Here is a 21,585-nt window from a genome sequence, read left to right on the forward strand (position 1 = left end):
TCGGGGGTGGGGCGGGAGGGCTCAGACGGCGGCGGGGGTGCCGGGGCCGGCCTGGGGCGTGGGTGCGGAGTCCCGGTGCGGTGCGCTGCTGCGCGGTGTCGCGTGCGGTGCGCCGCGCGGTCTGCCGTGCTGTCGGGGCGGCTGGTTCATACGGGGTCTCCTGCGGCGTGCGGGGTGCCTGGCGGGCATCCACGGTCGATGAGGTGCCGGGGTCGTCCCCGTTCGCCGGGAGTTGTCCGGGCGTTCATGGGCGGTCGGCGATCAGGAGACCTGTGTGAGGACGTAAGGGTTGTACGTGAGTTCGGTCGATTTCGGGGCGGGTTCCGGGGGTGTGGGGCAGCCAGGGTCACGGCCGGGGTTCCCGAGGGCCTTGGGGCCCGGCGGGCCGGTGCGCGGCGGTGGGAAACCCGAAGGACCGTTGTCATAACCCTGCGGTAGAAAAGGCGTTCGGCCGTACCCGACCTGGCGGGACGGCTTCCGACACGTTGCTGTGGGGGGATCTTGTTCACAACCCGGACGGCCTGGGCCGCCATCGGTACGGCCGCCGCGCTCCTGCTGACCGGTGTGCCGGCGGCGTACGCGGCGGAGGGGGCGGAGACCGCGGAGGGGCAGGCACCGGACGTCCGCTGGGCGGACAGCGTCTCGGACGACCTCGGCACCCTGGAGGTCGGCATCCGCTCCGACAGCGCCATCACGGGCATCACGGCCCACATCGTCTCCCCGGCCACCGGGCAGGAGGTCGCCGTCGTGGAGACCGACGCGTTCACCCTGGCCTCCGGTACGGCGGACGACGGCGTGTGGAACACGAAGCAGCCGCTGGACCTGCCCGACCTCGGCAGCTACGACGTCCGCGTCGAGGCCACGGACGCCGACGGCGACCGCACCGTCGACAACGCGGCGGGCTCGCTCGCCTATTACGTCGTGGCCGTCTTCGAGAACATGCGCACCGACCGCACGGAGGTCGACACCGGCCACCGCGAGGTGCGGGTCGACGGCGACCTGAAGGGACGCTGGCCCGGGACCCGCGAGCTGAAGCCGCTGGCCGACCACCGGGTGGACCTCGACGTGGACTACTGGACGGAGGACACCGTCCGCACCGACGCGGAGGGACACTTCTCCGGCACGGTCACCGTGAACGAGGCGGACCCGGTCCAGGCCGTGTACCGGCATGACGGCGCGCACCCCCACGTCCTCTACGGCGAGTCCTCGCCGATCCCGATCGGCGTCCGGCAGGTGGCCACACGCTGGACGATCGAGGCCCCGGCGGCGGCCCGGACGATCGACTTCGGCCAGGAGGTCACGATCACGGCGACACTGGAGCGCGAGACGCCCGAGGGCTGGGTGCCGTTCGAGGGGCAGAGCGGCGGGGTACTGTTCGAGCCGTCCTCCGGCGGGCAGTTCGCCAGTGTCGGCTACTTCACCACCGGGGCGGACGGCCGGATCAGCTTCACGCACACCCCGTGGGAGACCGGCACCTTCCGGGTGTCGTCCCGCAGCGACGACCCGTTCACCGCCCCGGCCTCCGAGAACAGCGCGGAGATCAGGGTCCTGCGCGCCTCGGTCTTCACATCGTTCTCGGCCGGCCGTGCGGAGGGGGGCGGGGTGCACGTCGAGGGCGCGGTGGACTTCCCCGACGGCTGGACGCCGGGCACCGTGCCGGTGCACATCGAGTACTCCCGGGACGGCAAGCGCTGGAAGGACCTGCGCACGGTGGAGGCCGTCTGGTCCGGTGAGGGACACGCCTTCTCGGCGGACCTGGCGGACGCGGGGCGCGGCTCCTACCGGGCGCGCTTCGCGGAGACGGCATCGTTCCGCGGTGTCACGTCCCAGGTGGTCCGGGTGGGGCGCTGAGGGGTGCGGCGGAGGCCGGCTAGCCGTCCATGAAGCCCAGGGCCGTGTCCGGCCGGCACTGCGGGCAGGCCTTGACGCCCTCGGCGAGGGCACGCCGGGCGTGATCACGGTCGACGCCCCGGCTGCGCTGCCCGGCGTTCCAGCAGCCGCCGGCGTGCACGTACACGGCCTCCTGCCCGGACAGCCCGCGCTCGATCAGCCAGTCGGGCGCGGGCGGCCGGGCCAGCAGCCCGCGCCGCCGCTCCGCCTGGCGGCGCTCCTCGTCCGCGATCCACCGGCGGGTGCGCGCCAGGTCGCGCTCCTGCACGCGCTCCAGAAAACGGAGCAGCGCGAGCCGCGACTCTGGATCGTTCATGCGTTCGATTCTAGTTTCCCGGCCGGACGGCGGGGTGGCGAGCCCCCTCCACGCTGTCCTGCCGTCGAACGGAACCGCGGGTGCGGTTGTTGCCCCGTCCGGGCCTCGGCATGATGGGGGCCGCCGGCCGCGTCGCGTGTCGACGGTCGCCCCGATCAGGACGGAGGCAGGACGAAAGCATGCCGGGAGAGATCTCGCCCACCGGGAAGCAGTACGGTCCCGGCTCCACGCCCGAACTGCGCGCCTCCCACGCCGACCGGGACCGGGTGGTGGACGTGCTGCGCATCGCGGCGGGGGACGGTCTGCTGACCGCGGACGAGCTGGACGAGCGCCTGGAGACGGCCCTGTCGGCGCGGACCCTGAAGGAACTCGCGTCCCTCACGGCCGACCTCCCACCCACCCTGGCGGCGGCTGGCGCGGAGACCGGGGACGTCGTCCGGATCGAGCAGGTCCACAGCGGCCCGGTCGTGCGTGCGGGGCGCTGGGTGGTGCCGCGGAGGCTGGAGCTCGCGGTGACGTACTGCAAGGTGACGCTCGACTTCACCGAAGCGGTGCTCCTGCACGACACGCTGCGGATCGACGTGGCGATGACGGGGAAGACGCTGACCCTGGTCACGAGGCCGGGCGTCGTGGTCGACACCGACGGCTTGCAACTGGTGCACAGCAGGATCAAGTACCGGCCGTCTCCGACGGGCTCCGATACGCCGGTCACGCTGCGCGTGGAGCTGGTCGGCCACAAGGAACACGGCCGCGTGGTGATCGGCCCCACCCGCCGGACCCTCGGCCAGTGGCTGCGGGGCGGGCCGGGGTCTGCTTCCGGGAGGGCTTGACCCGCGCCTGTGAACCGCTGGAGCCGGACGACTACATCATGCTCCGCGTCGCCGAGAGCAGGGGGCGGAGGACCGGCGAGGCGTGGTCCGGCCCGCTATCGCGTCGCCGGACCAACGGCCGCTCCGCGCTGTGGTGGCCGCACCACGCCGAAGCCCCCCGCCCGAGTCATCGGGCGGGGGGCTTCGAGATCGACGAAGCAGGCGTCGTGGACGGCTACTTCACCGGCTCCGGCTCCGGGGCGTTCTGCGAGTCCGCCGTGCCCGCCGGGGGCTCGTCGTCGCCGTCGGTGTCCTCGCTCTCCGCCGGGACCGGCGTCTTCACCGAGTCCAGCAGGAGCTGGGCGACGTCCACGACCGTGATGGACTCCTTCGCCTTGCCCTCGTTCTTCTTGCCGTTCACGGAGTCCGTGAGCATGACCAGGCAGAACGGGCAGGCCGTCGAGACGATGTCGGGGTTGACCGACAGGGCCTCGTCCACGCGCTCGTTGTTGATGCGCTTGCCGATGCGCTCTTCCATCCACATGCGCGCGCCACCCGCGCCGCAGCAGAAGCCCCGCTCCTTGTGGCGGTGCATCTCCTCGTTGCGGACGCCGGGGACGGCGGCGATGATCTCGCGCGGCGGCGTGTAGATCTTGTTGTGGCGGCCCAGGTAGCACGGGTCGTGGTACGTGATGATGCCCTCGACCGGCGTGACCGGGATCAGCTTGCCCTCGTCCACCAGGTGCTGCAGCAGCTGCGTGTGGTGGATGACCTCGTAGTCGCCGCCGAGCTGCGGGTACTCGTTGCCGAGCGTGTTCAGGCAGTGCGGGCAGGTGGCGACGATCTTCTTCGCGGACTTCGGCTTCGCCGACTCGGGCGTCACCTTGCCCTCGTCGTCCATCTCCTCGCCGAACGCCATGTTCAGCGCCATGACGTTCTCCATGCCGAGCTCCTGGAACAGGGGCTCGTTGCCCAGGCGGCGGGCGGAGTCACCGGTGCACTTCTCGTCGCCGCCCATGATCGCGAACTTCACGCCCGCGATGTGCAGCAGCTCTGCGAAGGCCTTCGTGGTCTTCTTCGCGCGGTCCTCCAGGGCGCCGGCGCAGCCGACCCAGTACAGGTACTCGACCTCGGACAGGTCCTCGATGTCCTTGCCGACGACCGGGACCTCGAAGTCGACCTCCTTGAGCCACTCCAGGCGCTGCTTCTTCGCCAGGCCCCAGGGGTTGCCCTTCTTCTCCAGGTTCTTGAGCATCGTGCCCGCCTCGGACGGGAACGCCGACTCGATCATCACCTGGTAGCGGCGCATGTCGACGATGTGGTCGACGTGCTCGATGTCCACCGGGCACTGCTCCACGCAGGCACCGCAGGTGGTGCAGGACCACAGGACGTCCGGGTCGATGACGCCGTTGTCCTCCAGCGTGCCGACCAGGGGGCGCTCGGCCTCCGCCAGCGCGGACGCCGGGACGTCCTCGAGGGCCTCGGCGGACGCCTTCTCCTCGCCCTCCATCGTCTTGCCGCCGCCGGCCAGCAGGTACGGCGCCTTGGCGTGCGCGTGGTCGCGCAGCGACATGATCAGCAGCTTCGGGGAGAGCGGCTTGCCGGTGTTCCACGCGGGGCACTGCGACTGGCAGCGGCCGCACTCGGTGCACGTGGAGAAGTCCAGCAGGCCCTTCCAGGAGAACTGCTCGACCTGGGAGACGCCGAAGACGTCGTCGTCGCCGGGGTCGGTGAAGTCGATCGGCTTGCCGCCCGAGGTCATCGGCTGCAGCGCGCCGAGCGCCGTCCCGCCGGCCGCCTCGCGCTTGAACCAGATGTTCGGGAACGCCAGGAAGCGGTGCCAGGCCACACCCATGTTGGTGTTCAGGCTGACCGTGATCATCCAGATCATGGTCGTGCCCAGCTTGATCATCGCGAAGAAGTAGACGAGGTTCTGCAGCGCCGCGACGCTCAGGCCCTTGAAGGCCAGGACCAGCGGGTACGAGGCGAAGTACGCGGCCTCGTAGTGGTCCACGTGGTGCAGCGCGCCCTCCAGGCCCCGCAGCACGTAGATGGCCAGGCCGATGGTGAGGATGACGTACTCGACGAAGTACGCCTGGCCCATCTTCGAGCCGGCGAAGCGGGACTTGCGGCCCGGGCGCGACGGCAGGTTCAGCAGGCGGATCACCATCAGCGTGGCGATGCCGAGGGTCGTCATGGCCGCGATGAACTCGATGTAGAGCTCGTACGGGAGGAAGCCGCCGAGCACCGGCAGCGTCCAGTCGGCCTGGAACAGCTGGCCGTACGCGGTGATGATCGTCGGCGGCAGCGTCAGGAAGCCGATCGCGACGAACCAGTGGGCGATACCGACGATGCCCCACCGGTTCATGCGCGTGTGGCCGAGGAACTCCTTCACCAACGTCACGCTGCGCTGGTAGGGGTTGTCGGTCCGGGTACCGGCGGGCACGGGCTGGCCCAGCCTGAAGTACCGGACGAACTGGCCGATCGCGCGTGCGAGCAGCGCGACGCCGACCACGGTCAGTACCAGCGACACGATGATCGCGGCGAGTTGCATGGGGGCTCCTCGGGCCTGCGAGGGTTTCGTCGGGGTGACCTGTCGCGATGGAGGGTTCCCCGAAATTACTAAGCGGTAACTTATGCAGTCCGTCTGAGACTACCCCTATCTTCCGCCGCACTGTAGCCGGGTGGGCAGTGATCTGAATCGCTGAGGGTCGCCTCAGAAGCGGCGCGGAATCCGGCCGCGATCTCGTCGTGTTATTCGTACCGAATTGTCATAGTGACGCCTAACTTATATCCGTGCTCTACGGGATCGCTGCCGCCGCCACCGCCCTCCTGCTCACCGCCCTGCTCGCGGCCGCCCTGCGGATCCCCGTCCTGCGGCTGCGGCTGGTCGAGCGGCGGCGGCAGCGGCAGGTGCCGTTGTCCGGCGGAGTGGCCGTCGTGGTGGTCACCGGGGCCGTGGTCTGCGTCAAGGAGTGGGGTGCGGCCGGCAGCGGGACCGGCGGGCTGCTCGTCGCCGGCGGCGCCGTCGCCCTGCTCGGGCTCGTCGACGACGTGTGGCGGCTGCGCCGGCGGGTGCTGGCCGCCGGTACGGCCGTGGCCGCCGCGTGCGTCGTGCCGTACGGGGAGACGGGTGTGGGGCCCGGGCTGCTCGCCGCCGTCTGGGCCGTCGGGGTGACCTTCGCCTTCCGGGGACTGGACCACGCCGACGGGCTCGCGGGGACGGCCGGGGTGGTCACCGCCTTCGGGGTGGCGGCCTGCGCGGCGGTGGACGTCATGGACGGGGTCGCCGGGCTGATGAGCGTGCTGGCAGCGGCGCTGACCGGGTTCCTGCTGCACAACTGGCACCCCGCGCGCGTGGGCCTGGGCAGCTGCGGGTCCATGTCGGCGGGGTTCGTGATCGCCCTCGGCCTGGTGCACGTCCGGGCCGGGTTCGGGCTCGGGGAGAGCGCGGGGGTGCTCTTCGCGCTGACGGCCCTGGCGAGCGCGGACGCCGTCCTGGTGCTGCTGGCGCGGCGGCTGGACGGGCGGCCCGTCGTCCGCAGCGGGCCCGGCCACCTCGGACACCGGCTGCGGCGGCTCGGGCTGACCGTGCCGGGCGTCACCCTGCTGCTGGGCTTCGCGGCGTTGTCCGGAGTGCTCGTCGGGGTACTCGCGCACGCCGAGCGGGTGGGCGGCGGCGCCCTGTGGTGGGTGGCGGGCGGGGCGCTGGTGGTGGTGTTGGCCCTCTCCCGTGTTCCTGTGTACGCCGGTCGACGCTCAGTATCGCCGCAGGTCGGAGCCTCGTTGCGCGTAAGGAACGGATAAGAGTTGAGCCCGCTCGACTCAGCTCTGTTGACCGGGTGGGTGCCGTCGTGCACACTTGAGTCCGTTCCACTCAAGTCAGCTGGAGGAATCAACCATGGCACGTGCGGTCGGCATCGACCTGGGCACGACTAACTCCGTCGTCAGCGTTCTGGAGGGCGGCGAGCCCACCGTTATCACCAACGCCGAGGGCGCCAGGACCACGCCGTCCGTCGTCGCCTTCGCGAAGAACGGTGAGGTGCTCGTCGGCGAGGTCGCCAAGCGCCAGGCGGTCACGAACGTGGACCGGACCATCCGCTCCGTCAAGCGCCACATGGGCACGGACTGGAAGATCGAGCTCGACGGGAAGCCCTTCAACCCGCAGCAGATCAGCGCCTTCGTGCTGCAGAAGCTGAAGCGGGACGCCGAGGCCTACCTGGGCGAGAAGGTGACCGACGCGGTCATCACCGTCCCGGCGTACTTCAACGACTCCGAGCGCCAGGCCACGAAGGAGGCCGGCGAGATCGCCGGTCTGAACGTGCTGCGCATCGTCAACGAGCCGACCGCCGCCGCGCTGGCATACGGCCTCGACAAGGACGACCAGACCATCCTGGTCTTCGACCTCGGTGGCGGTACGTTCGACGTCTCGCTGCTGGAGATCGGCGACGGCGTCGTCGAGGTGAAGGCCACCAACGGTGACAACCACCTCGGTGGTGACGACTGGGACCAGCGCATCGTCGACTACCTGGTCCAGCAGTTCCAGTCCGGCCACGGCGTGGACCTGGGCAAGGACAAGATGGCCCTGCAGCGTCTGCGCGAGGCCGCCGAGAAGGCGAAGATCGAGCTGTCCTCGTCCACCGAGACCTCGATCAACCTGCCCTACATCACCGCCTCCGCCGAGGGCCCCCTGCACCTCGACGAGAAGCTCACCCGCGCCCAGTTCCAGCAGCTGACCGCGGACCTGCTGGAGCGCTGCAAGACGCCGTTCCACAACGTCATCAAGGACGCCGGCATCTCCATCAGCGAGATCGACCACGTCGTCCTGGTCGGCGGCTCGACCCGCATGCCCGCCGTCGCCGAGCTCGTCAAGGAGCTGACCGGCGGCAAGGACGCCAACAAGGGCGTCAACCCGGACGAGGTCGTCGCCATCGGCGCCGCCCTGCAGGCCGGTGTCCTCAAGGGCGAGGTCAAGGACGTCCTGCTCCTCGACGTCACCCCGCTGTCCCTCGGCATCGAGACCAAGGGCGGCATCATGACCAAGCTCATCGAGCGGAACACGACGATCCCGACCAAGCGGTCCGAGATCTTCACCACCGCCGAGGACAACCAGCCGTCCGTGCAGATCCAGGTCTACCAGGGCGAGCGGGAGATCGCGGCGTACAACAAGAAGCTCGGGATGTTCGAGCTGACCGGTCTGCCCCCGGCGCCCCGCGGCGTCCCGCAGATCGAGGTGTCCTTCGACATCGACGCCAACGGCATCATGCACGTGACCGCCAAGGACCTGGGCACGGGCAAGGAGCAGAAGATGACCGTCACCGGCGGCTCCTCGCTGCCGAAGGACGAGGTCGACCGCATGCGCGAGGAGGCCGAGCGCTACGCGGAGGAGGACCACAAGCGCCGCGAGGCCGCCGAGACCCGCAACCAGGGCGAGCAGCTCGTCTACCAGACCGAGAAGTTCCTCAAGGACAACGAGGACAAGGTCCCCGGCGAGATCAAGACCGAGGTCGAGGAGGCCGTCGCCGAGCTGAAGGAGAAGCTCAAGGGCGAGGACACGGCCGAGATCCGCACCGCCACGGAGAAGGTCGCGGCCGTCTCCCAGAAGCTGGGTCAGGCCATGTACGCCGACGCCCAGGGTGCCCAGGCCGCCGGCGGTGCCTCCGCCGGAGCCGGCGCGGACGCCGGTGACGCCAAGGCCGACGACGACGTCGTCGACGCCGAGATCGTCGACGAGGACCGGAAGGACGGTGCCGCGTGACGGAGGAGACCCCGGGCTTCGACGAGCAGCAGCCCGACGTCCCTTCCGGCGCCACCTCCGACGACGCCGAGCCGAAGGCCGCCTCCTCCTCCCCGGAGGAGGAGGCGGCCCCGGCCGGGGACACGGGCCAGGACCCCGGTCTGGTGGCCCAGCTGGACCAGGTGCGCACCGCCCTCGGTGAGCGCACCGCGGACCTGCAGAGGCTCCAGGCCGAGTACCAGAACTACCGCCGCCGGGTCGAGCGCGACCGGATCGCGGTCAAGGAGATCGCCATCGCGAACCTCCTGACCGAGCTCCTGCCCGTGCTCGACGACATCGGCCGCGCACGCGAACACGGCGAACTGGTGGGCGGCTTCAAGTCCGTCGCCGAGTCGCTGGAGAGCACCGCGGCGAAGATGGGCCTGCAGCAGTTCGGCAAGGAGGGCGAGCCCTTCGACCCGACGATCCACGAAGCCCTGATGCACAGCTACGCGCCGGACGTCACCGAGACGACCTGCGTGGCGATTCTGCAGCCCGGGTACCGGATCGGCGAGCGCACCATCCGCCCCGCGCGGGTGGCGGTGGCCGAGCCCCAGCCGGGGGCACAGACGGTCAAGGCGGAGGAGTCCGCCGAAGCCGACGACAAGGAGAGCGGTGGCCCGGACGAGGGCTGACGTGGACGAAGGGAAGGAGGGGCGTCGAGGATGAGCACCAAGGACTTCATCGAGAAGGACTACTACAAGGTCCTCGGCGTCCCCAAGGACGCCACCGAGGCCGAGATCAAGAAGGCGTACCGGAAGCTCGCCCGCGAGTTCCACCCGGACGCCAACAAGGGAAACGTCAAGGCCGAGGAGCGCTTCAAGGAGATCTCCGAGGCCAACGACATCCTCGGTGACCCCAAGAAGCGCAAGGAGTACGACGAGGCGCGCGCCCTCTTCGGCAACGGCGGCTTCCGTCCGGGGCCCGGCGGCGCGGGCGGCTCCTTCAACTTCGACCTGGGCGACCTCTTCGGGGGCGGTCAGGGGGGCCAGGGCGCCGGCGGCTTCGGCGGCGGACTCGGTGACGTCTTCGGGGGCCTGTTCAACCGCGGCGGCGCCGGCCCGGGGACGCGTACGCAGCCCCGGCGCGGCCAGGACATCGAGTCCGAGGTGACGCTCAGCTTCACCGAGGCCATCGAGGGCGCGACCGTCCCGCTGCGGATGTCCTCGCAGTCGCCCTGCAAGGCCTGTTCGGGCACCGGCGACAAGAACGGCACGCCGCGCGTGTGCCCGACCTGCGTCGGCACCGGGCAGGTCGCCCGGGGCAGCGGCGGCGGCTTCTCCCTCACCGACCCCTGCCCGGACTGCAAGGGCCGCGGCCTGATCGCCGAGACCCCCTGCGACGTCTGCAAGGGCAGTGGCCGGGCCAAGTCCTCGCGGACCATGCAGGTGCGCATCCCGGCGGGCGTCAGCGACGGCCAGCGGATCCGGCTGCGCGGCAAGGGCGCGCCGGGCGAGCGCGGCGGCCCGGCGGGCGACCTGTACGTGGTCGTGCACGTCGACTCCCACCCGGTGTTCGGCCGCAAGGACGACAACCTCACCGTCACCGTCCCGGTCACCTTCACGGAGGCGGCCCTCGGCGGCGAGGTCCGGGTGCCGACGCTGGGCGGCCCGCCCGTCACGCTGAAGCTGCCCCCCGGCACGCCGAACGGCCGTACGATGCGCGCCCGGGGCAAGGGCGCGGTCCGCAAGGACGGCACCCGCGGCGACCTCCTGGTCACCGTCGAGGTGAGTGTCCCGAAGGACGTGACGGGGAAGGCTCGTGACGCACTCGAGGCGTATCGCGAGGCGACCGCGGGTGAGGATCCGCGGGCGGAGCTGTTCCAGGCCGCGAAGGGAGCATGAGTCAGATGGACGGTCGTCGACGCAACCCGTATGAACTGACCGAGGAGACCCCGGTCTACGTCATCTCGGTGGCGGCCCAGCTGTCCGGCCTGCACCCGCAGACCCTGCGCCAGTACGACCGTCTGGGCCTGGTGTCCCCGGACCGCACCGCCGGCCGGGGCCGCCGCTACTCGGCCCGCGACATCGAACTGCTCCGGCAGGTGCAGCAGTTGTCGCAGGACGAGGGCATCAACCTGGCCGGAATCAAGCGCATCATCGAACTGGAGAACCAGGTCGCGGCCCTCCAGTCCCGGGTGGCCGAGCTGGAGGACGCGCTCGACGGCGCCGCGGCGGCCATGCGCCAGCGCGAGGCGGCGGTGCACGCGTCGTACCGCCGGGACCTGGTGCCGTACCAGGAGGTCCAGCAGACCAGCGCGCTGGTGGTGTGGCGGCCGAAACGGCAGCAGCAGTCCGACTGACGCGGCAGCACCCGCGAAATCACGGGGAGGGACCGGGAGTTGACTCCCGGTCCCTTTCGCGTGCCTTGTGGCGTTTTCTCCGGCCTCCCGCCGATGCCCCTGTGGTGCAGGGCACTTGAAGATGATTCCGCAGAGTCTTCACAACTGCTGCGGAGCGTGGTGTTGCCATCTCGTTAAGTGGTTCCGCTTGACGCTGGGGGGCGCGTCCGCGTTGTCTTTTCAGACACATGGGCCGTAATGCTGTGCCCACGTCCGAATCACACGCGAAGTGAGCCCCGCATGCGTCGTCGTATCGCCATATCCGTGGCCGCCGCCACGATCTCCCTCCCGCTCGCCGGCTGCGGCGTGCTCAACGCGACCGGGAGCAGTGACGACGCGAGCCCGACCAAGGGCAACGACATCACCGTGGGCCTGCTGCTGCCGGAGAAGGCCAACACGCGCTACGAGAACTTCGACTACCCGATCATCAAGCGGAAGGTCGAGTCCCTCACCAACGACAAGGGCCGCGTCGAGTACGCCAACGCCGAGGCCAGCGCCGACAAGCAGGCCGCCCAGATGCAGCAGATGATCGACGACCGGGTCGACGTGATCCTGCTGGACGCGGTCGACTCGCACGCCATCGCGGACAGCGTGAAGAAGGCCAAGCAGGCCGGCATCCCGGTCATCGCCTACGACCGGCTGGCCGAGGGCCCGATCGAGGCGTACATCTCCTTCGACAACGAACTGGTCGGCGAGGTCCAGGGGCGCACCCTGCTGGAGGCCATCGGCGAGAACGCGAGCCTGTCCGACAAGATCGTCATGATGAACGGCTCGCCGACGGACCCCAACGCCAAGCAGTTCAAGGCCGGGGCGATGTCCGAACTCAACGGCAAGGTGACGATCGCGCAGTCCTTCGACACCAAGGACTGGAAGCCGGAGAACGCCCAGGCCAACATGGCCGGGGCGATCGCGAAGATCGGCAAGGACAACATCGCCGCCGTCTACTCGGCCAACGACGGCATGGCCGGCGGCATCGTCAAGGCCCTGCAGGCCGCGGGCGTGACCGACCTGCCGCCGATCACCGGCCAGGACGCGGAACTCGCGGCCGTGCAGCGGATCCTCGCCGGCGAGCAGTACATGAGCGTCTACAAGTCGTACCCGCAGGAGGCGGAGAGCGCCGCGGAGATGGCCGTCGCCAAGGTCCAGGGCCGCGACATCCAGTTCGCCGCCCTCACCCGCGACAAGGTCGACAGCCCCACCCACAAGGGCATCCCGGCCCAGCTCGTGCCGGTGGTCGCGCTGACCAAGAAGAACATCGCGGACACCGTCGTGGCCGACGACATCTACAAGGTGTCGGACATCTGCACGGCCAAGTACAAGGCGGCGTGCGAGGCGGCCGGCCTCAACTAGCCGGTTCCGGCGTCCGCGGGGCGCGGGGGCGTCCCGGGCGTCCCGGGCGTCCCGCCAGGGTGATCGCCCGGAGCAGCCACTCGGCGGGCCCGTGCCGGAAGCGCCGCAGCCACGCCGTGCTCAGGGCCAGCTGGAGCGCGTACACGGCGAGGGCGAGCAGCAGCACGGCGGCCGCTCCCAGGCGCCCGTACAGGGACAGGCCGTACGCCGTCGCCACCCACATGACGACCAGGGACTGCCCGAGGTAGTTCGTCAGCGCGAGGCGGCCCGCCGGGGCGAAGAGCCGCCGCACGCGGTCTCCCCGCGGGGAGTCCAGCAGGAGCAGCAGCAGGCACGCGTACGCGGCCGACAGGGCCGGCGCCGTCAGGGTGCCCACGCCGACGCCCAGGAGGTGCCAGCGGTCGTCCAGCGGCCCCTGGGCGGCGCAGGCGAAGAAGACCGCCCCCGGGACTCCGACGGCCAGTCCCGCGGCGGCGGTCCGCCGCAGCCGGGCGCGGCCCACCCCGCCGGGAGCGAGCAGGCGCCGCTTGCCCGCCGCCAGACCGAGGAAGAAGGCCGCGAGCACGCCCGGAGCCATGAGCAGCGCGGCGACGAGGGTGAGCGGCAGCCGGTCCAGGTTCTCCCGCACGACCGTGCCGGCGGTGCCGCGGTAGGCCGCCACGGCCTCGGCGATCGCCCCGTGCGGCACCGGCTCCTGCGCGTCCACCGCCGTGGTGAGCGCCCCCAGTGCGACGAGGAGGGCGCCGAACACGCCGTAGATCCAGGCGGCGGCCCTCACGGCCGTGGCCGGTGCGGTCCGCCGCGCCCACAACAGCACCAGGCCCAGCAGGCCGTAGGTCAGGAGGATGTCGCCGGTGTACAGCAGGACGGCGTGCGCCAGGCCGAGGAGCACCAGGCCCAGGGAACGGCGCAGGAAGCGCGCGGTGATGCTTGCGCCGTCCCGCTCGGCGGAGACGGCCTGCAGTGTGAAGCTGTAGCCGAACAGGAACGAGAACAGCAGGTAGAACTTGCTCGACGCCAGCGCCGTCACCAGCCAGACGGCCAGGTGGTCCACGGGCGCCGCGCCGGGGTCGCGGAACCCCTCCGCCTCCCAGGGGCTCATCATCTGCGCGCTGTTGACCACCAGGATGCCCAGCAGGGCGAAGCCCCGCAGCGTGTCGACGGCGGGCAGGCGCCGAAGGCCGGCCGCTTCCCCCGGGTCGTTCATCTCTCCCCCTCGCCGGGCGGACGGGCCCGTCCCGTGATCACAAAAGGTCGCACACCGGCCGCGGGCACGGCACCCCCCGCGTGCGGCGACCGCTCGGGTGGCAGCGAGCGGATTCACGGACCGACCGGCGCAAAAAGGAACTCGGGCCCGGGGGAGCCGTGTTGCGGAGCAGGTCCCGGCCGCGCATAGTTGCGCTGCGGAAGCTGCGGAAGACGGCGCGACCGGGGGTGGGATGGGCGATGGCCGGGCACGGGACGGAAGAGCATCCTCACGGTGCCGACCGACTGTGCGAGGCCGGGGATCGCGTGTATTCCCGGGCCGTACGGCGGGGCCGGGTCGCGCGCCGTGACGCGGAGCCGGTGCCCTGCCTGCTGGAGCTCGCCCTGCTGCACCCGGACCCGGACGACATGGACTGGCTGGTGCCGACCGCTCCGCAGGAGGTGATGACCCGGCTGCTGCGCGGGATGTACGACGAGGTCAGCGCGAGCCAGCGGCGGGTGGGCTCGGCCGTGGCCGCGTTCGAGTGGTACGCCGGGCTGGGCCGCCAGGTGCAGCCGGCCGCGGCGGCCGCGGAGGGCCCGGCGATCCGCGTCCTCGACGGACTCGCCCGGATCCAGGCCGCGATGGACGAGGCGACGCAGGCGTGCACGACCGAGGTGCTCACGGTGCAGCCGGGCGGCATCCGCCGCGAGGCGGAGCTGTCCGAGGGGCTGCACCGGGCGCTGGCGCTGCGGGGCCGCGGGGTGCGGATGCGGGATCTGTACACCCATGTCGCCCGGCACGGGCAGGGGTTGCTCACGTACCTGGAGCTGATGGGCGACGCGGTCGAGGCGCGCACGCTGGACGAGGTCATCGACCGGCTGATCCTGTTCGACCGGACGGTGGCGTTCATCCCCGCCAACGCCGACCGCACGATGGCGCTGGAGCTGCGCCATCCCGCGCTGATCGAGTACCTGGTCACGGTCTTCGAGCGACTGTGGCGCCTCGCGATCCCGTTGACGGCCCCGCTCCCCGACACGGGCATCGAGGGCATTTCCCACCGGGAGCAGTCGATCGCGGCGCTGCTCGCGGAGGGCCACCAGGACGCGGTGATCGCGGAGCGCCTGGGGATCAGCGTCCGTACCTGCCGGGCGCACATCGCGCGGCTGTCGGAGACGCTGGGGGCGGCGAGCCGTACGCAACTGGGCGTGCGCATCGCCCAGGCGGGCCTGGACGGACCCCCGCCCTCGGCGGCCGCCCGGCCGATCGGTGTTCCGGGTCGAGGATCGCGGACCGCCCGATGAGACACCCGAGTCGAGCCCGGCTGGGCTTCCCCCTGTTCAGTGGTCCTGCTGCAGGATCCCCGACTGGGCGATGAGATAGCCGAGCTGGGCCCGGCTGCCGCTGCCCAGGGCCGACGCCAGCTTGGCTATGTGGGCCCGGCAGGTGCGGACGTTCATGCCGAGGCGGCGGGCGATGGCCTCGTCCACGTGGCCCTCCACCAGGAGCTTGGCGATGGAGTGCTGGATCTGGGTGAGGCCGTCGGACGCCGCCTCGTAGGGCGCGCCGGTGCTCATGGGCACCGCACGGTCCCAGAGGTACTCGAAGACCTTGATGAGGTAGCGCACGAGCCCGGGGTGGCGCAGCTCCAGGGCGACCTGCTGGTCGTCGCGCGCGGGGATGAAGGCGACCGCCTCGTCGCAGATGATCAGGCGCTCGACCAGTTCGTCGATGGTGCGGTACTCCACCTTCCCCTCGGAGAGCCGGGCCACATAGGCCAGTTTCTCGGGGTTGTACCGTGCGGTGTGCTGGTACAGACTCCGGACCTTGACGCCGCGCTCGATCAGGGGCTTGTCCCGTTCGAGGCTTCGCAGCAGGCTGCGTTCGGAGACACGATCACTGGGCTGGACCGTCAGGAGCTCCGCCTGGCACTGCGCGGTGGCCAGGTTGAGCGCGGCGTTGATCCGTTCACCGCCCTCGAGCACCGTGATGGAGTCACTGGACGCCGTGTGGGTACCCATGGCCATGAACGGCTGGAAGGTCTCCGCCAGGTTCACGGCCTGGCGCCTGCGCTCGGCGATCTCGCTCTCCAGCGGGCCGAGTTGCCGGGACAGGGCGATGACCGGCGGCACCGGACGCAGCCAGTCGGGGTCGTCCGGATCGGGGTGGAGCAGGTCGAATTCCACCAGGCAGGGCGCCGACGCCACTTCCGCTCGTGCGATACGTCCGGTACGCAGAGCGGCGGCATACAGACGGCCGCCCTCCTCGCACCACTGGGTCATCGCATGGGGATGTGTCTCTCTTGTCGGATTCGTTGCCAAATCTCCACCCCCCAGGGTCCTGAACATGCAGGAACATGATGCATCGATTGTGTGGCCATGACGTGCCCGAATGAGCCATCGTCGTACTCGACGGGGGAAAAGGGGACCTTCAAGTGAGGACGAAGCCGACTATGCGTAACAAAATGCTTCGCTCGGTGCTTGTCGCCGCCTTCTCCGCCGTCGCAGCGCTCGTTGCACTGAGCGGCTTCTCCGATGAGGAGAGCGGAACTCGGGCGAACACGCAGTGGCCGGCGGTGGCGGTGAACGCGGCAGTCGCTGACAACACCCAGTGGCCGAACCCCGGGGTCGACCGGGCGGGGAGCCGACCGTGACCACTCCACCCGACGACCGCTCCTTCCGCCGTGAAATGGCCACCGCCTACCGCTCCGGCTGGCACTTCATCGACCTGGTCACCGCCATCCCCCACAGCGGTGACTCGCTGATGGTGACCGTGTTCGGTGAGCCGGTCGTCGTCACGCGGGACGAGGACGGAGACGTACGGGCGTACCGGTGTCTGCGGCGGCCTCGGGGGGCGCCGCAGCCAGTGCGATGTGCCGTGCGGTACGGAATGATCTTTGTGAACCTGGACCAGCGGGACCATCAGCAGGTGGAGGCCGACTCCCCTGTCCCGCGGACCATCTCTGCCACCCCCCGCAGTGCCTGACGCGATTCCCCCGTCGTAACAGATCGCTCAGGTGCTTCCCCCCGCAGCGGCGTCACCGTGACCTGAACACGGTGACGCCGCTGCAGTTTGTGGGGGCATTTCCCGGTATCGGCCCGTCCCGCGAGTGGCCGGAACCAGTCGATCACCGGTGTGGATGTTCACTCCGCTCGACCGCGTCCCAGTGCGCGCGTCAGCTCGATCTCGATGACCACGCGCGACGGATTCGGTGACGGGGTCCGTCCGTAGCGCTCCGCGTAGCGGCGCTCCGCCTCCGCCACCCGCTCCGGGTCCGCGCGGACGAACGCCCGGCCCTCCAGTGTCGCCCAGCGCCGGCCCTCCAGCTGGCAGACCGCGACCGCCGCCCCCTCGTCCCCGGCGGCCAGCACGTGCCGCACCTTCGCGCTGGTCCGGTTGGTGATCACCCGGGCGAGCCGGGCGGCGGGATCGTAGGTGACCCCGACGGGTACCACGTGCGGAGTGCCGTCCGGGCGGAGCGTCGTCAGGGTGCACAGGTGCCGTTCCCGCCAGAAGCCGAGATACGACGGGTCCGGGGCACCCGGATCGACGGAGTACTTGGTCGCCATGGCCCGGAACTTAACCCCCGCACCCTCCCCGGGATGTCCTTGAGTGCCGTAGACTCAACTTTGTGTAAGTCGTTCGGGTCAGTGCAAGGAGGAGAACGCGAACGTGGACGCCGAGCTGACCAACCGGAGCCGGGACGCGATCAACGCTGCCAGCAACCGGGCCGTGACCGAGGGCCACCCCGACCTCACGCCCGCCCACCTGCTCCTCGCACTGCTCCAGGGGCAGGACAACGAGAACATCACCGACCTGCTCGCCGCGGTCGACGCCGACCAGGCCGCCGTGCGCTCCGGCGCCGAGCGCGTGCTCGCCGGGCTGCCGAGCGTGACCGGGTCGACCGTCGCGCCACCCCAGCCCAACCGCGAGATGCTCGCCGTCGTCGCCGACGCGCAGTCCCGCGCCAAGGACCTGGGGGACGAGTACCTCTCCACCGAGCACCTGCTCATCGGTATCGCCGCCAAGGGCGGCGCGGCCGGCGAGGTGCTGTCCCGGCAGGGGGCCGACGCCAGGAAGCTCCAGGCCGCCTTCCAGAAGACCCGGGGCCAGCGCCGGGTGACCACGGCCGACCCCGAGGGCCAGTACAAGGCCCTGGAGAAGTTCGGGACCGACTTCACCGCCGCCGCGCGCGAGGGCAAGCTCGACCCGGTCATCGGCCGGGACCAGGAGATCCGCCGCGTGGTGCAGGTGCTGTCGCGCCGGACCAAGAACAACCCCGTGCTGATCGGTGAGCCCGGCGTCGGCAAGACCGCCGTCGTCGAGGGGCTCGCCCAGCGGATCGTCAAGGGCGACGTGCCCGAGTCGCTGAAGGACAAGCGGCTCGTCGCGCTCGACCTGGGCGCGATGGTCGCGGGCGCCAAGTACCGGGGCGAGTTCGAGGAGCGCCTGAAGACCGTCCTGGCCGAGATCAAGGACTCCGACGGGCAGATCATCACCTTCATCGACGAGCTGCACACCGTCGTCGGAGCCGGTGCCGGCGGCGACTCCGCCATGGACGCCGGCAACATGCTCAAGCCCATGCTGGCCCGCGGCGAGCTGCGCATGGTCGGCGCGACCACGCTGGACGAGTACCGCGAGCGGATCGAGAAGGACCCGGCGCTGGAGCGCCGCTTCCAGCAGGTCCTGGTGGCGGAACCGTCCGTCGAGGACTCCATCGCCATCCTGCGCGGGCTCAAGGGCCGCTACGAGGCCCACCACAAGGTGCAGATCGCCGACAGCGCGCTGGTCGCCGCCGCCACCCTCTCCGACCGGTACATCACCTCCCGCTTCCTGCCCGACAAGGCCATCGACCTCGTCGACGAGGCCGCTTCCCGGCTGCGCATGGAGATCGACTCCTCGCCCGTCGAGATCGACGAACTCCAGCGCGCCGTCGACCGGCTGAAGATGGAGGAGCTGGCGATCGGCAAGGAGACCGACGCCGCCTCCCGCGAGCGCCTGGAGAAGCTGCGCCGCGACCTCGCCGACAAGGAGGAGGAGCTGCGCGGCCTCACCGCCCGCTGGGAGAAGGAGAAGCAGTCCCTCAACCGCGTCGGTGAGCTGAAGGAACGCCTCGACGAACTGCGCGGCCAGGCCGAGCGCGCCCAGCGCGACGGCGACTTCGACACCGCCTCCAAGCTGCTCTACGGCGAGATCCCCGCGCTGGAACGCGACCTGGAGGCCGCCTCCGAGGCGGAGGAGGAGGTCGCCAGGGACACCATGGTCAAGGAGGAGGTCGGCGCCGACGACATCGCCGACGTCGTCGCCTCCTGGACCGGCATCCCCGCCGGGCGGCTGCTGGAGGGCGAGACGCAGAAGCTGCTGCGCATGGAGGACGAGCTGGGCAAGCGGCTCATCGGCCAGAGCGAGGCCGTGCGCGCGGTGTCCGACGCCGTACGCCGCTCCCGCGCCGGGATCGCCGACCCCGACCGCCCCACCGGGTCCTTCCTCTTCCTCGGCCCCACCGGCGTCGGCAAGACCGAACTCGCCAAGGCCCTCGCCGACTTCCTCTTCGACGACGAGCGGGCGATGGTCCGCGTCGACATGTCGGAGTACAGCGAGAAGCACAGCGTGGCCCGGCTGGTCGGCGCCCCGCCCGGATACGTGGGCTACGAGGAGGGCGGTCAGCTCACCGAGGCGGTGCGCAGGCGGCCGTACTCGGTCGTGTTGCTGGACGAGGTCGAGAAGGCCCACCCCGAGGTCTTCGACATCCTGCTCCAGGTGCTGGACGACGGGCGCCTCACCGACGGGCAGGGCCGCACGGTCGACTTCCGCAACACGATCCTGGTGCTCACGTCGAACCTGGGCAGTCAGTTCCTGGTCGACCCGATCACCAGCGAGGCGGAGAAGAAGGAACAGGTGCTGGAGGTGGTGCGCAGCTCCTTCAAGCCGGAGTTCCTCAACCGCCTGGACGACCTGGTCGTCTTCGCCGCGCTGACCAAGCCGGAGCTGGAGCGCATCGCCAGGCTCCAGATCGACCGCCTGGCCAAGCGCCTCGCCGAACGGCGTCTGACCCTCGACATCACGCCGGAGGCCCTGGCCTGGCTCGCCGAGGAGGGCCTGGACCCGGCCTACGGGGCCCGGCCGCTGCGGCGGCTCGTCCAGTCGGCCATCGGCGACCGCCTCGCCAAGGAGATCCTCTCCGGGGAGATCAAGGACGGCGACACGGTCCGCGTGGACCGCTTCGAGGAGGGTCTCCTGGTGGGCCCGGCCACGGGCAAGACGCTGTAGGGCGTCAGGGCGTCACATCGTGAACGCCGAGAAGCGCACCTGCGCCCTCCCGGCGTTCGAGTACTCCACCCGCACCTGGACGACGTGTGCCCCGGCGGTGCCCGGCAGGCCCTCCCCGTGGGTCACGTCGAGGCACAGCGCCCCGCAGGAGCCGCCCGTGCGCGGTGCCGGGGCGTCCGGGTATGTCGTGTGCAGCCAGCCGCGCACGTCCTCGCGGGGCATCAGCAGCACCGCCGTGTACGCGGTGTCGATGCCCCGCTGCACCGTGCAGCCCCGCACCTCGGCGCTCGCAGGGCGCCCGGCGCCGCCGAAGGCCAGGGCCTCGGCGCAGGGGACCGTGGCCGCCCGGCCGGCACGGTCGTCCCCGTTCTCGTCCGGCCGGGCCCACATGAAAAGGCCGATGACGAGGAACCCGAGTACGAGCACCGGCACTGCCAGGAACGGCAGGATCAACCCCCACCGGGTACGCCCTCGGTCCGTCGCCGCCATGGCCATCGCCCCTCCGTCCACCACTGGGGGAGACGGGCCGCGGCACCCGGAGGTTGCGGTTGACCGGATCCTGTCAGCCATCGGCTGACACGGTCAGCCGGGGCTTGCCACCCCCCTCCCCGCATGGGGGAGGATGGCGGAATCCGTACGAAGGGAAATTCACGGTGACCATCGACCCGTCCTCGATTCCGAACTTCGGGGGCCAGCCCGAGCCGCAGCCCCAAGGACCGGCGGGCCCCGTCGTCCCGGATCAGGACCTCGTGAAGCAGCTCCTCGACCAGATGGAGCTCAAGTACGTCGTCGACGACGAGGGAGACCTCGCGGCGCCGTGGGAGCAGTTCCGCACCTACTTCATGTTCCGTGGAGAGGGAGACCAGCAGGTCTTCTCCGTGCGGACGTTCTACGACCGGCCCCACGAGATCGAGGCCAAGCCGCAGATCCTCGAGTCCATCGACGACTGGAACCGCCGCACCCTGTGGCCCAAGGTCTACAGCCACACCCACGACGACGGCACGGTCCGCCTCATCGGCGAGGCCCAGATGCTGATCGGCATGGGCGTGAGCCTGGAGCACTTCGTCTCCTCGACGGTCAGCTGGGTGCGTGCCGCGATCGAGTTCGACAAGTGGCTCGTCGAGCAGCTCGGCCTGGAGCAGGAGATCAACGAGGCGGAGAAGCCCGAGGACGACGAGTAACCCCGCGCAAGCGGCCTCGCACGGCGCGTCGGCGCGCACGCACACGGTGCGCGCTGTACGCGCCGTCTGCCTTTTCGGGCCTTCCCCGGCCGCCTCGCGCTCAGCCGCCCGCGACGCCCTTGAGCCGCCGCACCGCCTCCTTAAAGCACCCCCGTGCGCTTGCACAACGCGAAGCGGACGAACGGGGCGCCCTGGTCGCGGTGGTCGTAGAGGACCGCGTTGGGGATGGCGACGACGCCCGCGCGTTCGGGCAGGGCACGGCAGAAGGCGGCCAGCAGGTCGTCGCGGAAGTCCGGGAAGTACGACTCGGGCAGCGCCGGGGCCGCCGTCACCCGGCCGACTCCACGTTCGCACACCTATTCCCGGGGCGCGCGGCGACCTGTGCGGACCGGGCGCACAGCCGCGGCGCCGGGCTCGGGACAGGGCGCTGTCCGCCGTATCCTGACCACACGGGAAGGAGCCGTCC

At 70.8% G+C, this 21,585-nt stretch carries 18 protein-coding genes and 1 pseudogene; 12 read left to right on the plus strand and 7 right to left on the minus strand.

Annotated elements, in window-relative coordinates; translation table 11 throughout:
• The first annotated feature begins 501 nt into the window (after positions 1-501).
• The gene (locus ABTZ58_RS12910) at positions 502-1,851 is read left to right on the plus strand and encodes a hypothetical protein (RefSeq protein WP_351354482.1); all 1,350 of its coding nucleotides are present in this window, start codon (positions 502-504) and stop codon (positions 1,849-1,851) included.
• A gap of 19 nt (positions 1,852-1,870) precedes the next feature.
• Here the strand turns inward: ABTZ58_RS12910 and ABTZ58_RS12915 are convergent, their stop codons facing one another.
• On the minus strand, positions 1,871-2,206 hold the full coding sequence (locus tag ABTZ58_RS12915) for a DUF6233 domain-containing protein (protein ID WP_351354485.1): 336 nt from the start codon (positions 2,204-2,206) through the stop codon (positions 1,871-1,873).
• A gap of 179 nt (positions 2,207-2,385) precedes the next feature.
• Here ABTZ58_RS12915 and ABTZ58_RS12920 point away from each other — a divergent pair, with 179 nt between their 5' ends.
• The gene (locus ABTZ58_RS12920; protein ID WP_351354488.1) at positions 2,386-3,036 is read left to right on the plus strand and encodes a DUF1707 SHOCT-like domain-containing protein; all 651 of its coding nucleotides are present in this window, start codon (positions 2,386-2,388) and stop codon (positions 3,034-3,036) included.
• 214 nt (positions 3,037-3,250) lie between these two features.
• Here ABTZ58_RS12920 and ABTZ58_RS12925 read toward each other — a convergent pair whose 3' ends face one another.
• Positions 3,251-5,569 carry a heterodisulfide reductase-related iron-sulfur binding cluster gene (locus ABTZ58_RS12925; RefSeq protein WP_351354491.1) on the minus strand — a complete coding sequence of 773 codons (2,319 nt, stop codon included), beginning with the start codon at positions 5,567-5,569 and terminating at the stop codon, positions 3,251-3,253.
• A 242-nt stretch (positions 5,570-5,811) separates the two neighbouring features.
• On the opposite strand from ABTZ58_RS12925, the gene ABTZ58_RS12930 reads away from it, so the two are divergent.
• The 6 genes from ABTZ58_RS12930 (at position 5,812) to ABTZ58_RS12955 (ending at position 12,482) form a co-directional block, all read left to right on the plus strand.
• Complete coding sequence (locus ABTZ58_RS12930; RefSeq protein WP_351354494.1) at positions 5,812-6,822, plus strand: MraY family glycosyltransferase; 1,011 nt, start codon at positions 5,812-5,814, stop codon at positions 6,820-6,822.
• Positions 6,823-6,916: 94 nt separating this feature from the next.
• On the plus strand, positions 6,917-8,773 hold the full coding sequence (gene dnaK / locus ABTZ58_RS12935) for a molecular chaperone DnaK (protein WP_351354497.1): 1,857 nt from the start codon (positions 6,917-6,919) through the stop codon (positions 8,771-8,773).
• A complete protein-coding gene (grpE, locus tag ABTZ58_RS12940; protein ID WP_351354500.1) occupies positions 8,770-9,426 on the plus strand; it encodes a nucleotide exchange factor GrpE in 657 nt (218 codons plus the stop codon). Before dnaK ends, grpE begins: the two co-directional genes overlap by 4 nt.
• 30 nt (positions 9,427-9,456) lie before the next feature.
• Positions 9,457-10,635: a molecular chaperone DnaJ gene (gene dnaJ, locus ABTZ58_RS12945; RefSeq protein WP_351354503.1), complete on the plus strand. Its 1,179-nt coding sequence runs from the start codon at positions 9,457-9,459 to the stop codon at positions 10,633-10,635.
• A 5-nt stretch (positions 10,636-10,640) separates the two neighbouring features.
• Positions 10,641-11,093, plus strand: a complete 453-nt coding sequence (locus ABTZ58_RS12950) for a heat shock protein transcriptional repressor HspR (RefSeq protein ID WP_351354506.1) — start codon at positions 10,641-10,643, stop codon at positions 11,091-11,093.
• Positions 11,094-11,372: 279 nt separating this feature from the next.
• Positions 11,373-12,482 carry a sugar ABC transporter substrate-binding protein gene (locus tag ABTZ58_RS12955; protein WP_351354509.1) on the plus strand — a complete coding sequence of 370 codons (1,110 nt, stop codon included), beginning with the start codon at positions 11,373-11,375 and terminating at the stop codon, positions 12,480-12,482.
• Here ABTZ58_RS12955 and ABTZ58_RS12960 read toward each other — a convergent pair.
• Positions 12,475-13,689 carry a DUF418 domain-containing protein gene (locus ABTZ58_RS12960; protein WP_351354512.1) on the minus strand — a complete coding sequence of 405 codons (1,215 nt, stop codon included), beginning with the start codon at positions 13,687-13,689 and terminating at the stop codon, positions 12,475-12,477. The genes ABTZ58_RS12955 and ABTZ58_RS12960 overlap by 8 nt on opposite strands.
• 239 nt (positions 13,690-13,928) lie before the next feature.
• On the opposite strand from ABTZ58_RS12960, the gene ABTZ58_RS12965 reads away from it, so the two are divergent.
• Entirely contained in the window at positions 13,929-14,972 is a 1,044-nt protein-coding gene (locus ABTZ58_RS12965; RefSeq protein ID WP_351354514.1) for a helix-turn-helix transcriptional regulator, read from the plus strand.
• A 36-nt stretch (positions 14,973-15,008) separates the two neighbouring features.
• On the opposite strand, the gene ABTZ58_RS12970 is transcribed toward ABTZ58_RS12965, so the two are convergent.
• Positions 15,009-15,950: a helix-turn-helix transcriptional regulator gene (locus ABTZ58_RS12970; RefSeq protein ID WP_351354517.1), complete on the minus strand. Its 942-nt coding sequence runs from the start codon at positions 15,948-15,950 to the stop codon at positions 15,009-15,011.
• Between the two features lie 367 nt (positions 15,951-16,317).
• On the opposite strand from ABTZ58_RS12970, the gene ABTZ58_RS12975 reads away from it, so the two are divergent.
• Positions 16,318-16,653 carry a Rieske (2Fe-2S) protein gene (locus ABTZ58_RS12975; RefSeq protein WP_094054633.1) on the plus strand — a complete coding sequence of 112 codons (336 nt, stop codon included), beginning with the start codon at positions 16,318-16,320 and terminating at the stop codon, positions 16,651-16,653.
• Between the two features lie 158 nt (positions 16,654-16,811).
• On the opposite strand, the gene ABTZ58_RS12980 is transcribed toward ABTZ58_RS12975, so the two are convergent.
• Positions 16,812-17,237, minus strand: a complete 426-nt coding sequence (locus tag ABTZ58_RS12980) for a pyridoxamine 5'-phosphate oxidase family protein (protein WP_351354520.1) — start codon at positions 17,235-17,237, stop codon at positions 16,812-16,814.
• Between the two features lie 103 nt (positions 17,238-17,340).
• Here ABTZ58_RS12980 and clpB point away from each other — a divergent pair, with 103 nt between their 5' ends.
• Positions 17,341-19,938, plus strand: coding sequence for an ATP-dependent chaperone ClpB (gene clpB, locus ABTZ58_RS12985; protein WP_351354523.1), 2,598 nt, complete (start codon positions 17,341-17,343; stop codon positions 19,936-19,938).
• Between the two features lie 12 nt (positions 19,939-19,950).
• Here clpB and ABTZ58_RS12990 read toward each other — a convergent pair whose 3' ends face one another.
• Positions 19,951-20,427 carry a hypothetical protein gene (locus ABTZ58_RS12990; protein ID WP_351354526.1) on the minus strand — a complete coding sequence of 159 codons (477 nt, stop codon included), beginning with the start codon at positions 20,425-20,427 and terminating at the stop codon, positions 19,951-19,953.
• 164 nt (positions 20,428-20,591) lie between these two features.
• Here ABTZ58_RS12990 and ABTZ58_RS12995 point away from each other — a divergent pair, with 164 nt between their 5' ends.
• Positions 20,592-21,119: a YbjN domain-containing protein gene (locus tag ABTZ58_RS12995; protein ID WP_037765125.1), complete on the plus strand. Its 528-nt coding sequence runs from the start codon at positions 20,592-20,594 to the stop codon at positions 21,117-21,119.
• Between the two features lie 100 nt (positions 21,120-21,219).
• Here ABTZ58_RS12995 and ABTZ58_RS13000 read toward each other — a convergent pair.
• Positions 21,220-21,451, minus strand: a pseudogene (locus ABTZ58_RS13000) (aminotransferase); the annotation flags it as partial.
• Positions 21,452-21,585: the final 134 nt, after the last annotated feature.

It is taken from the genome of Streptomyces sp. NPDC094143, assembly GCF_040303825.1.
Classification (GTDB): domain Bacteria; phylum Actinomycetota; class Actinomycetes; order Streptomycetales; family Streptomycetaceae; genus Streptomyces.